This is a genomic window from Paenibacillus sp. PvP094 (assembly GCF_040546835.1).
GTDB lineage: Bacteria > Bacillota > Bacilli > Paenibacillales > Paenibacillaceae > Paenibacillus > Paenibacillus illinoisensis.
Genome location: NZ_JBEPOM010000001.1, coordinates 248,048 through 260,810, shown reverse-complemented (window position 1 = coordinate 260,810; position 12,763 = coordinate 248,048). Strand labels below are relative to the sequence as shown.

The following is a 12,763-nucleotide window of genomic DNA, read 5'->3' as shown; positions in this document are numbered from 1 at the left end:
GAACATGAACATACATATTCGAACGTTGAATGAGCATGATCCAGCCTTAATCTCTCGGGCATTTCAGGAACAAGGCTGGGTCAAACCTGTGGAACAGTACCTTCACTACCTGGCAGAACAGGAAAAGGGTGAACGCGTCACATTGGTCGCCGAGCTGGACGGAGCATTTGCGGGATACGTCAATGTCCTATGGAATTCACCATACCCGTCGTTCAAGGAGCAGGGAATCCCTGAAATTAATGATTTCAATGTGCTGATCCAATATCAGCGTCAAGGCATAGGTTCACGATTAATGGATCGCGCGGAGGAATTGATTCAAGAACGCACGGATATTGCAGGGATTGGGGTTGGCGTATTCACCGATTATGGCAAAGCCCAGATTCTATATGTCCGACGCGGATATATCCCGGATGGCAAGGGAATTCACAAGCATGATCGCTACCTTATGCCAGGGGATGAAACCATAATTGATGATGACGTCGTACTTTATTTAACGAAGAAATTGAGGACGGTTTAAAATTAATAATATACATTTGAGCGTGGCAGTAAAAACAGGGCTTGAGCAGAGGTTAATCTCCTGCGATAAGTCCTGTTTTTTTGATCCAAATTAACTAGGTTTTATCTATGGAAACGTACAAGAAAAATAGAGATATATTCGGCAAAAATGGTATAATATAGTGTGGGGTTTTGAAGCAATATGACGAGTTAAAACGGCTAGATATCAAGGGGTTTGCATGGATAACTAACGATTAGTTTCATACATAAGAGAAATCAGGCAGGAGCACCTTTTTGGAGGAAATTAAGGAGGGGTATTGCGTTGGAGAAGACAATTAAAAATGTACAGGATCTGTATGATATGCTGGATGCAGAGTTTAGGTCAGCGAAGCAATTCTGGGAGCCATTCTATGAAGATCGGGATCGTCCAATTCCCTTTTTCCCTAACAAGCCTGATGAGAATCTGGTTGACCAAGTGAATTCGGGCTTGCTTACCGGAGGAAAAGCGATGGAGCTTGGCTGTGGACCCGGGCGGAATGCACTCTATTTGAGAAAGGCAGGGTACAGCGTGGATGCGTACGACCTTTCCGAAACAGCGATTGCATGGGCCAAGGAACGAGCTACCGAAGTGCAGTTGGATGTGAACTTTGAATGCCGATCCGTATTTGAACTAGAACCGCAGCAGGAGTATGACCTTGTCTATGATTCCGGCTGCTTGCACCACTTGCTGCCACATCAGCGTATCCCGTATATTCAGATGATTACCGATGCACTCAAGCCTGGGGGTTATTTTGGCATGACGTGTTTTGCTCCCGGTTTTGGAGGGTTGGGCGGACCTGAGACCGTGATGAATGACTGGGAAGTGTATCAAGAGAGATCTATGAAGGGTGGACTGGCTTTTACAGAGGAGAAGCTTCGTTATTTGCTGGAAGATCCGTTTGAATGCGTGGAGCTGCGCCCGATGCAGGCGATGGGTAAGGAAGATCATCGTTTCGGCCTGCCGATCCTGTGGGTGACCTTATGGAGAAAACCACTTTCCCTTTGATCTAACTTCAACTTCGCTGTAAACTGACAACATACTGAGATGGGATTAGTTCATTTGTAATTTAACGTATTCCAGCCTTAGAAGAACGGAAATGTGGTGAAGGACCTTGTTTAAAATTATGCTCATTGAAGACGATGAATCCTTATTCAGCGAGATCAAGGAAAGGCTGTCCCAATGGTCTTATGACATATATGGCATACAGGATTTCGGCAAAGTCATGCAGGAGTATAGTGACGTTCAGCCGCAGCTGGTCATCATTGATATACAATTGCCCAAATATGACGGTTTTCACTGGTGCCGCATGATTCGAGCTCACTCGAACGTGCCCATTATCTTTTTGTCCTCACGGGATCATCCTACGGATATGGTAATGTCCATGCACCTGGGCGCGGATGATTTTATCCAGAAGCCCTTTCATTTCGACGTCTTGATCGCCAAAATCCAGGCTACTTTGCGTAGAGTATACAACTACAACACGGAACGCATCGAACTTCGAACCTGGCGCGGGGCTGCGATAGAGTATGTGAAAAATACACTGACGCTGGGTTCAGAAGCGGTTCTTTTGACCAAAAACGAGATGTATATTCTCAAAGTGCTGGTAGAGCACAAAAATCAGATTGTCACCCGTGAGGAAATGATTCGAAGCTTGTGGGATCATGAACACTTTGTGAGTGATAACACGCTGACGGTCAACGTCAATCGGCTTCGCAAGAAGCTCGAGCCACTTGGACTGGATGCGTATATCGAAACCAAAGTGGGACAGGGATATATGGCAACGGAAGAGGCCGAAGCATGATCGGCAAATACATCAGAGAAAAGCTCAGCTGGATCTTGCTGCTGGTAGCCATGCAGCTCATCATTTTGTTTGTTGCCTATATGGACTCTTCCATACCCCTTCAATCCTTGGCATACGTTGTTATCCTGAATGTGATGATTTGCATGGTGTTTATCTGGGCGAGATATCCGAGGGAAACCCGTTTTTATAAAAAACTAACGACCTGGGACCATACCTATGATCTGGCAGATCTGGATACAGCCGAAAGTCCCTACGAGCTTATCGTGCAGGATGCCGTAACCTCTCAGACCGAGCGCTATCGGAAGGAATCCTCATCTAGTCTGATTCTGCTCGAGCAGGAGAAGGACCAGATGTTATCTTGGATCCATGAGGTGAAGACACCGCTCACAGCGCTGCAGTTAATGATCGAACGTACCCCGGATGAGAAGCTGCGGAATCAGATGACGTACGAGTGGCTGCGAATTCATCAACTGCTCGATCAGCAGCTGCATCAGAAGCGAATTCCATTTATGCATAACGATCTGTATATCGAAGAGACGGAGCTTGAACCGATTTTGAATGCGGAGATTCGAGCCTTGAAATCCTGGTGCATTTCCAAAGGCATTGGTTTCAATGTGTCTCTAGGTGTCACACGTGTTTTGACCGACAGCAAATGGCTGAGTTTTATGATCCGGCAGCTGCTGAGCAATGCGGTGAAATACAGTGAATCCTCGGATATTATCATCGGAAGCTGGGAGCAGGAAGGACATCACGTTCTCTCAATTCAGGATCACGGGCGAGGAATTGAAGCTCAGGATTTACCCCGTATCTTCGATAAAGGCTTCACGTCAACCCGAGGCAGGCTGGAAGGTGCGGCAACCGGAATGGGGCTGTACCTGACCCGGCAGGTGGCACAGACGCTTCATATGGACATTCACGTCGAGTCTGCTCCCGGCGAAGGCACAACCGTCAAACTAACCTTCCCCCGGAAAAACGACATGGTGCATCTTGCGGGCGTGTGACAACAATGTCACATGCTTTTTCGTTTTGTTCGGTGAATCGCACGATAAGTTGGCAGATCCCGCCTATGATAGAGACATACCAAAGGAGAGTGTGTGGGATATGTGGATACTGGAAGCCAAAAAAATTAGCAAAGTATATGGCAATAAACTGAATAAGCAGGAAGTGCTGAAAGGGATAGATCTCGGGGTTGGCAGAGGAGAATTTGTAGGCATCATGGGACCGTCGGGTTCAGGAAAAACAACATTACTTAATGTGCTCTCTTCGATAGACCGGGTAAGTCAGGGTACCATTGAGATCGAAGGCAAGGAGTTCACCGGGATGAAGGAGAAGCAGCTTGCTGAATTTCGCAAACATCATCTTGGTTTTATTTTTCAGGAATATAACTTGCTTGATACGCTTACCGTGAAGGAAAATGTGCTGCTGCCGCTTTCCATCACGAGCGTGCCGAAGCAGGAAGCACATCGGAAGTTCGAACAAATTGCCCGTGAACTGGGCATTTATGAACTAAAAGACAAATACCCATCCGAAATTTCGGGTGGTCAGAAACAGCGGACCTCGGCTGCGCGAGCCTTTGTTCATGATCCGAGCATCATATTTGCCGATGAGCCGACAGGCGCACTGGACTCCAAATCAGCTTCGGATCTGCTTGGCAAATTAAGCGAAATGAATGTCAAGCATCAGGCTACCATTGTGATGGTCACTCACGATCCGGTTGCCGCGAGTTATTGCAGCAGAGTGATTTTCATCCGGGACGGGCAGATTTATACTCAATTGAATAAAGGAGATGAGTCCCGTCAGTCCTTCTTTAATGACATTATCAAAACCCAAGGCGTGTTGGGTGGTGTGCAGCAATGAGCTTGCGTTACATCATCTTCCGCAATCTGAGAAAGAACCTGAAAAGCTATTATTTATATGTATTTGCGCTTATTTTTAGCGTGGCCTTATATTTTTCATTTGTGACGCTGCAGTATGATCCTTCCATGGATGAAGTGGCGGCCTCAACCAAAGGAGCGGCGGCGATCGGTACGTCTTCCGTATTATTGATCGTCATTGTGGGCATTTTCCTGCTCTATGCCAACACCATCTTTATTAAGAGACGCAGCAAGGAGATTGGTTTATTTCAGTTAATTGGGCTGACGAAAGGGAAAATTTTTGGCATTCTGAGTAAGGAAAATTTCGTTCTCTATTTTGGCTCCATGGCGGTAGGTGTTCTGATCGGTTTCCTTGGTTCCAAGCTGGTGCTGATGATTTTGTTCAAAATCCTTGGCATTGATGCGATGACGAAACTGTATTTCTCTGCGATGGCCTTGGTCCAGACCCTGATTGTGTTTGCGGTGCTGTATTTGCTTATCATGCTGATGAATTATACCTTTATCAAGGCACAGAGTATTCTCTCGCTTTTCCGGGTAACGGCTAAGGCTGAGCAGCAGGTGCAGAAGATGTCTATCGCACAGATTATCATCGGCATCCTGGGTATTGTCCTGATTGTGTTCGGATACGTATTATCCGCAAGGATGTTCAGCGGCCAAGCACTGGATATGCAGCAGCTGTTGTATATGATGCTCCTGATCCTATTTTCGGTCATCCTGGGGACGTATCTGTTCTACAAGGGTTCAGTCAGTTTTATATTTAATCTGATTCGCAAAAGCAAAAACGGCTACCTTTCCATCCATGAAGTCTTGTCGCTATCCTCCATCATGTTCCGTATGAAGTCGAATGCTCTGCTGCTTACGATTATTACGACGGTGTCCGCACTTGCCATCGGCATGCTGTCACTGAGTTACATTTCATACTATTCGGCTGAAGCCCAAGCCAAAGAAAGCTTGCCGGAAGATTTCTCTTTTGCTCAGGCGAGTGTAAAAAATCGGTTTGTAGCGGAGCTTGAAGAGAAACAGATTCCATATGAGGTGAAGCACAGACAGCCCATTTATATTGAAATCGATGCCAGCGAAGTAATGGACGATTCATTGAAAGGAGAGCTTCTATTCAGCAGCGTGGTCAGTGATAGCATGGTTGATGATATGGATCTGAAGCCCGGTGAAGTAATCTTTATGGGTTATGGCAATGTTGTTAAGCAGATGATTTCCATTCAGGAAAAGGGTTCAATCGTTCTGCATGGCTTGAAGCAAACCATCGATCAACAGTTGGTCGGTACAACCAAACAGGGAGTTCTTCCTGTATACTACACCGGGGGTACGCCCGTAGCTGTTGTAGATGAAACAGTTTATCAGCAGCTTCAGAAGGATCTCGATCCCAAGCTTCAGGAAGACGAGCCGACGGACTATTATGGTGTGCGCATTGTGAACGATAAGCAAGCAGAAGAGGCTTATGGCGTTTTCCAAGAAGAACAGCTTAGCGCCCCAAGCTTCTCGCAGATCGAGTTCAGAAATAACCAACGCACTAGTATGGGGCTGATCATGTTTATTGTGGGTTTCCTTGGTCTGACCTTCCTGATTACTTCTGGATGTATCCTTTACTTTAAACAAATGAATGAAAGTGAAGAAGAAAAACCGAGCTATACCATCCTGCGTAAACTTGGATTCACACAGGGCAATCTGCTGCACGGCATTCAACTCAAGCAGGTCTTCAATTTCGGAATTCCGCTGGTGGTGGGATTGAGTCATAGTTATTTTGCGGTGAAATCCGGGTGGTTCTTCTTCGGTACGGAACTGGTGTCACCAACAATCATTGTCATGATTCTGTACACACTGCTATATTCTATCTTTGGACTGTTATCGGTGTGGTATTACAAGCGGGTTATCAAGGAAGCGTTGTAGATCGTAATGAATGATATGGAAAAATATCACGTAAAAAGGTCAGGCTGTCTCTCTGCAGCCCTGGCCTTTTTGTTATCACGATCAAGGAATTGATTCCGCCTTTATCCAGCAGTTGCTCCACTCCATCAACCATGAAAATCCGGCTCTGTTCTGAACCTGACAATATAAACATGTTTTGTTTGTTCAAATCGCCTGCTGGCTAGTCTTTTTGTGTAGGTTTAGATATCACGTTCAAAAAATACCTCTTGGAAAAACAGGTGATAAATGGATGGTGGACGAAATCATTAGAAGTAAGAGAACTTTCGGATGAGTTATCATGAAAGGGGTAGATATGTTGAATTGGGCTAATCGAATCACGCTCGCTAGGATGGCTTTAATTCCGTTATTTATGTTGTGCTTTGTTCCTTTATCGCCTTCAATTCTGGGGCAGAGTGAAATTCTGCAAATCATGAATCAGCATGGGACTACCTTTGGTGTAATTATTTTCATTATTGCTGCGGGTACAGACAAGCTGGATGGTTATATTGCCAGAAAGTATAACCAGGTGACTAATCTGGGGAAATTGCTGGATCCACTTGCCGATAAACTGTTGATTTCCGTGGCTCTGCTCGTCATGGTACAAGAGAATATGATCGGTTCATGGATCGCGGTTATCATTATTGGACGTGAGATTTTGATTACGGCAATAAGAATGGTCCGCAACCGAACAGGGCATTGCTCTCGCAGCAGATCAGTATGGCAAACTCAAAATGGTGCTGCAGGTTGCTGCAATCATAGCAATATTGCTGGGCAATTATCCATTTCACCTGCTGACGGATATCCGGGTGGACATGGCTCTACTGTGGGTGGCAGCAGGCATTACACTCTTCTCCGGGATGAATTACATTCGAATGAACTATAAGATGCTTCAATTAGGAAAATAAAATGGGATATACGGTTTACCTGTTCAGATGAAGGAGGTTAATAGCACTGATTAAAGCTAAAATTTTGCTTGTCAAACCAGGTTCATTAATAGAAGAGGAAACGGTGACGGATAACTGGCTGATGGCTGTGACACAACAGCCGGAAGTTCAGTATGCCGATGTAAATGATCGTAATCAGATAAATCGATTGATGAGGAGTAGAAAGTTCGGACTTGACGCTCTTCAGATGGCTATTCACGTATTCGATCTGAAAGCGATTCGTATGTTGATGGAGCAGGGCAAAGTCTGTGTGAGTTACGGCATTGATCCGCTCTTGCTTGAAATGGAGCAATATGCAAACGGACAAATAAGGTTTGCTATACGTTTGGAGCTAGTTCCCCAGCATATACTCACACAGTTCACCATACATGCCCGCACGTTTCTGCTGGAAATTTTGAGATCTATTGAATTCCTATGGAGCAAGATGTTGCATGAGTACCATCCACCTATTGGGCTCGATATATCCAGACCGAAAGATGACGGTGAAGAGCTATTTATAGAAATTAATGCTTTGCGTAAATGGGTATTAGAGTTACCCGAATAGTCTACACGATAGAACGGAGCATGCATGAAAAATGCAGGTTCCGTTTTTCTATAACAAAGCAGCAATCAAAAAAGTATAGGGCCTTAGCGGCGTTCCCGAGTATACTTGTAGTAGTAGCTGAAACCACATGATACATATCGGAAAATGGCACAAGTGTGCTGATTCAGGAGGATTTTAATGCACCAAGAGCATACCGTGGGTATAGAGGAAAACTGGATTCAATTCATGATATTAAAGACCAAACTGGAACTGCCTCCCTTGCCTCCAAATACGTTGGATCGTCCAAGGCTCAGTTCAACCAGAGAACAATTATACAACTTTAAAGTCACGCTGCTTACTGCTCCGGCGGGATCCGGGAAATCCACATTGTTAGGCAGCTGGGTGCAGCACGAGCAAGCAGCCTGTGTTTGTCTGGATGACAAAGATCAGGACCCGCTTCAATTTTGGTTGTATGTTATTCACGCGTTTGATCGGGTTAAGCCGGATTTCTGCCGTGAAATCTTAGCGCATTTTTTGCGAGGATACAGCATGGATCCGCGATCAGCACTGGTGTTGTTAATGAATCACCTTGCCTTGGCAGAGAGTCCGGTATTACTTATTTTGGATGATTACCATGCTGTAACCCAAGCAGAGATTCATGACCAAATGGAATATTTTGTTGAGAATATGCCTCCGTCCGTTCATCTCGTATTATCGAGTCGGACATCTCCGCCGCTCAAGCTGGAGAAGCTGAAGCTTCGCGGGGAACTCAGGCAGGTTATGCTTCAGGATCTGGCGTTCACCGCCGAAGAAGGAGTAAAGTTCTGTCAGGATGCCCTGAAGCTCAACGTTACCAGTTCCGATGTCCATGACTGGGTGCGGCAGACGGAAGGGTGGGTGGCCGGGCTTAAGCTGCTGGCTCTGTCCTATACCGATAGCACAGAACAAGTAAGATCGCGCAGTGCCAATCGACGGGCTCCAACTTCTCAGGATGATCAGCATCACTACGGCGATCGGTCAGTTTCCGAATATTTGCTGGAGGAAGTGTTTCATCGGCAATCCCCGGAAATGCAGCATTTCTTGCTCAGCACCTCTGTCGTACAGCGGATGAATGGAGATCTATGCAGAGCACTGACCGATATAAGTGAAGCTCCGCAATTGCTCAGACATCTGGAGAAGGAGCATCTGTTTCTAATTACAATGGATCGGGGAGCGTACTGGTTCCGTTATCATCATATGTTCTCATCCTTTTTGCGGCGTGAGCTTGCTCGTTCCGGAACGGAACAGGTGAACGTACTTCATGCGAAGGCTGCGCGGTGGTACGAACAGCAAGGATATGCAGCTGAAGCACTGGATCATTATATTCACGGACAGCATGTGCAGGATGCGGCCCGGCTGCTGGAGGAGTTATTTGCACATTTTATTATGGGTGAATGGTGGACACTTCGAAGGTACTTCGATGTTCTGCCACAGGAGGTAGTGAAGGCTCGTCCCAAATTGTATATGTCCTATTTATTTCTTATTGCTCGTGAACGGCCATATGGTGAAATGATGAAAGAGCTTGATGGACTGGAGCATATGATTCAGGTCCATTTACAGGACCAATTGCCACCTGAGATAAGCAGTTACTTGCTGCAGGTCGTTTGTGTGATGAGGGCTTATATGGCTTATCTAAACAGGGATTTACAAGGGCTGTCTGACCATCTGATATTCTATATTGATCAAGGTTATCCGGATGATATTGCGTTTCAGTATATGGATTATGACCGGAGGGAAAGCATGCGTCTTCGCAGCTTCCACGGTGTGAACGGTTCCCTGCAACGAGGCGAACAATGCTTCGTTGCAATCACAAATCGCTGGTTTGCAGAGAGTTCTTATGTGACCTCCTATTATGGTACTGGCTACGCTGAAATAAAGCTGGAGCAAAATCGCTTGTCCGAAGCGATTCATTATGCGGATCGTGCTCTTGAAATTGCACTCCAGATCAAAGTCGCTGCACTTCTAGTACCAGCCTACGTTCTCAAAGCAAGAATAGAAATGGCTCAAGGTAGACCGAATGAAGGGGTGAAGCTGCTGCAGCAGCTCTGCGTTCTGTTATCTGTCAAGGATCTGGAATACTGGCAGCCGATCATTCAGGCACATCAATACCGGTTGCAACTCGAGATTCAACCTACAGCAACAGCACAGCTCGTGGTTGATGACTCCATTATCGAAATGGTGAACCCTGAGATTAGCTGTGATCAGGTATTCAGCTCGCTTGTACGTGTGCGGGCTAAACTCTTGTTAGGGGATGATGAAGAGTCCTTAAATGAGCTGAAACGCATACGTACACTTGCTGAAGAACGGAACTGGTTAACGGAACAAGTCGAATGTGGACTGCTTGAGGCTCAGATTCTTCAACGCCAAGGGCGTCAGGAGGAGTGTATGGCTCCGCTGCTACGCGCTATAGCGATTGGCAGTTCCGAGGGCTACATTCGTTCTTTTATAAACGAAGGTGAACCCGTCAAGAGCCTTTTGCAGCACTACCTGCATTTGCGTCGTACGCATTCCATACCAGATTCGGGCATTAAACTGGCCTATGTAAAGGAACTGCTATCTGCATTTGCAAAAGAAAACCGGGATGGTATTCCCTCCGTGCGGCTTAGTCCCATGGAGCAAAGAGTATTTGGCTACATTGCTGAGGGGTTAACCAGCAAACAAATCGCAGCTGAGTTTGGAATTTCAGCAGGAACGGTTAATACGCATATCAGGCGGGTGTTTGCGAAGCTAGGCGCGAGTAGTCGTGCGCATGCCGTACAGATTGCTGAACAGCAGGGGTGGCTGTGAATGTGCAGCAAGCTGTCTATCGTTTTGTAGACTATTTTCTCATGGAAGTCTCTCCTACAATAAAGACAATTAATAACTTTGCTGTTTAAGAAAAAGCACGGTTAGAGTCATGTGGGAGGTAAAGCTTAACAATGTCAACACGTCTATCCAAAGGGAAAACACGAAACAAAAATAACAGAATTCTACCTTATCTGGCAGTTCTATTGTCCGTCTCATCACTTACTGTTCCTGGTACCGTCGGGGCGGCTGCGGGAACCGGGAGCGCAAATGACTTACAGCAAGCCTCGCCTTGGGCGAGACAGGCCATTGAGATCGTAACAGAACAACAGATGTTCCCAGGTAAGCAGGATGGATTGTTTCATCCGAGAGGGAGTCTTACACGCGGTGATCTGGCGTATACCTTGGTTCGCATTGCGGGTTTGAATCAGGACTCTGAAGTTCAGAATTCATCCGAAGCTTTCAAGGATCTGAATTCAGGCACGGATAACATTGCTTTTATTAAATTGATAAGCTCTGCAGGAATCATGAAGGGGTTTCCTGATGGCACATTTCGTCCGGACGGATTGGTCACCAGGGAACAACTCGCAGTGACTCTGATGCGTTTGATTCATTTTAGAGGATTTACTGAAGCAGGTGGTACGAATTCCATGCTATCTTTCAAGGATGCTTCCAGCATCAGTCCATGGGCTGCAGAGAGCGTGAAGCAGGCAGTTAGACTGGGTTTGTTAAAGGGCGAGAATGGCCAGTTTGCTCCGAAACGTCCTACGACTAGACAAGAAATGGCTGTGATTGCTTTGCGCGGAAGCGACGTGATCAAGACGCTTGAAGAATCATCGGAACTGGATGACGCTGCATCAGATTCTGATTCGGATAAGCCAGATCAAGTGACGGAAGTTGAGGGGACGACTACAGGTAATGGAGTTACAGGGAATTCTGGTGGAAACGCAACGAATGGGAGTGGAAACAATTCCGGCAGTGGAAGTGGAAATGCAGGAGCAGGCAGCGGATCAACGCCAACCAACCCAACCAACCCAACCAATCCAACCAATCCAACCAATCCAGAGACTCCTTCCAACCCTGAACCTGAGAATCAAGCTCCAGTGGTGATTAACGATGGGTTACCCGATCAGGAACTTATTCTGGATCATGCGTCTCTGGAGTTCCAGGCCTCCTCATACTTCAGCGATCCGGATGGAGAAGTCCTGCAATTTAGTATTATAGATGGAGATGAAGCGGTTGTTTCTACTGCGGTAGATGGTCAGACAATCAAGCTCACAGCAGTGACAGAAGGAGAAACTGTACTGACAGTCAAGGCTGTCGATAACCAGGGTGCCAGTGTTACTGCACAGCTCAAGATCACGGTCCTTGCGAATACGATCAGCAGGCAATTCCCTGATCCTCATTTAGCGGGAGCTATTGCCTATTGGCTTGAGAAGGATGTGAATGATCCATTAACCAAGCAGGAACTGGTGGAAGCACTGGTACAGACGGACGGAGGACTGTATGCACGAGATGCGGGCATCTCTGACCTGACAGGATACGAAATTTTCAAAGGCATGAACGTTACGGAAATTGACCTATCCGGGAACAACATCAGCCTTGTGAATGCTGAAGGATTTACGCAATTGAAGAAGCTGAATTTATTCAGCAATCAACTTACAGAGGTCCATGTGTCAGGACTTTCAAATCTTGAGGAACTGGTATTGTCCTACAATCAGTTGACATCACTTGATGTAAGTGGCCTGAGTTCCCTTCAAGTGTTGGACGTTGGCGATAACCAACTGAATCATTTCCCTACCGGAGTTGCTGACCTACCTTTACTGCAAAACTTAAATATCCGTTACAATTCCATTATGCTCAGAGACGAGCCTGACTTTACTTTGCATATGGGGCTGATTGAACATTTACCGATGTACGATTTCGATGATGCTTCACCAGTTTTGGTGGAGGCCCCCGCTGGGAATATGGTTTATGTCGGTGAAGAAGAGACCGAGATTGATCTGGGATACATGTTTGAAGATGAAGATGATGACCGTTCAACACTGATTCTTACAGCAGAGTCACCGGACCCGCAGCTAGCTGAGGTCAGAATGGATGGACAGAAGCTGTACGTCAGAGCTCTTGCATCCAGTGAAATCCCGATTCAAATCCACGTGCAGGCTAGAGACGTGCTGGGCAAAATGGACTCAGGATACGTAGAGGTCATGCTTAAAACGAGAGAAGAATTGCTCTAAAATTAGTCGCTTTTAAATTCAAGCAATCAAATAATACCAGGTGCTGCGCATCTCCTCTGGAGGTGCGTTTTTTATGCTGCATGCAGTCCAATAATGTTAGAAT

The 12,763-nt window shown here is 46.2% G+C and carries 10 protein-coding genes; all 10 read left to right on the top strand.

What is annotated here, in order from left to right; all coding sequences use genetic code 11:
* Positions 1–4 precede the first annotated feature (4 nt).
* The 10 genes from ABIC22_RS01250 (at position 5) to ABIC22_RS01205 (ending at position 12,660) form a co-directional block, all read left to right on the top strand.
* The gene (locus ABIC22_RS01250; protein WP_354477376.1) at positions 5–517 is read left to right on the top strand and encodes a GNAT family N-acetyltransferase; all 513 of its coding nucleotides are present in this window, start codon (positions 5–7) and stop codon (positions 515–517) included.
* A 300-nt stretch (positions 518–817) separates the two neighbouring features.
* The gene (locus ABIC22_RS01245) at positions 818–1,540 is read left to right on the top strand and encodes a class I SAM-dependent methyltransferase (protein WP_354477373.1); all 723 of its coding nucleotides are present in this window, start codon (positions 818–820) and stop codon (positions 1,538–1,540) included.
* 106 nt (positions 1,541–1,646) lie between these two features.
* Positions 1,647–2,336, top strand: a complete 690-nt coding sequence (locus ABIC22_RS01240) for a response regulator transcription factor (RefSeq protein WP_127539276.1) — start codon at positions 1,647–1,649, stop codon at positions 2,334–2,336.
* On the top strand, positions 2,333–3,337 hold the full coding sequence (locus ABIC22_RS01235; protein ID WP_354477369.1) for a sensor histidine kinase: 1,005 nt from the start codon (positions 2,333–2,335) through the stop codon (positions 3,335–3,337). The genes ABIC22_RS01240 and ABIC22_RS01235 overlap by 4 nt, the downstream gene beginning before the upstream one ends.
* Before the next feature lie 100 nt (positions 3,338–3,437).
* The gene (locus ABIC22_RS01230) at positions 3,438–4,193 is read left to right on the top strand and encodes an ABC transporter ATP-binding protein (protein WP_127539278.1); all 756 of its coding nucleotides are present in this window, start codon (positions 3,438–3,440) and stop codon (positions 4,191–4,193) included.
* Positions 4,190–6,115 carry an FtsX-like permease family protein gene (locus tag ABIC22_RS01225; protein ID WP_354477365.1) on the top strand — a complete coding sequence of 642 codons (1,926 nt, stop codon included), beginning with the start codon at positions 4,190–4,192 and terminating at the stop codon, positions 6,113–6,115. Before ABIC22_RS01230 ends, ABIC22_RS01225 begins: the two co-directional genes overlap by 4 nt.
* A gap of 316 nt (positions 6,116–6,431) precedes the next feature.
* On the top strand, positions 6,432–7,016 hold the full coding sequence (gene pgsA, locus ABIC22_RS01220) for a CDP-diacylglycerol--glycerol-3-phosphate 3-phosphatidyltransferase (RefSeq protein WP_354477362.1): 585 nt from the start codon (positions 6,432–6,434) through the stop codon (positions 7,014–7,016).
* Positions 7,017–7,141: 125 nt separating this feature from the next.
* Positions 7,142–7,621 (top strand): hypothetical protein, encoded by a 480-nt coding sequence (locus ABIC22_RS01215; RefSeq protein WP_354477359.1) that lies wholly within the window; start codon positions 7,142–7,144, stop codon positions 7,619–7,621.
* Between the two features lie 177 nt (positions 7,622–7,798).
* Complete coding sequence (locus ABIC22_RS01210) at positions 7,799–10,426, top strand: winged helix-turn-helix domain-containing protein (protein WP_354477356.1); 2,628 nt, start codon at positions 7,799–7,801, stop codon at positions 10,424–10,426.
* Positions 10,427–10,557: 131 nt separating this feature from the next.
* Positions 10,558–12,660, top strand: a complete 2,103-nt coding sequence (locus ABIC22_RS01205) for an S-layer homology domain-containing protein (RefSeq protein ID WP_354477353.1) — start codon at positions 10,558–10,560, stop codon at positions 12,658–12,660.
* Positions 12,661–12,763 lie beyond the last annotated feature (103 nt).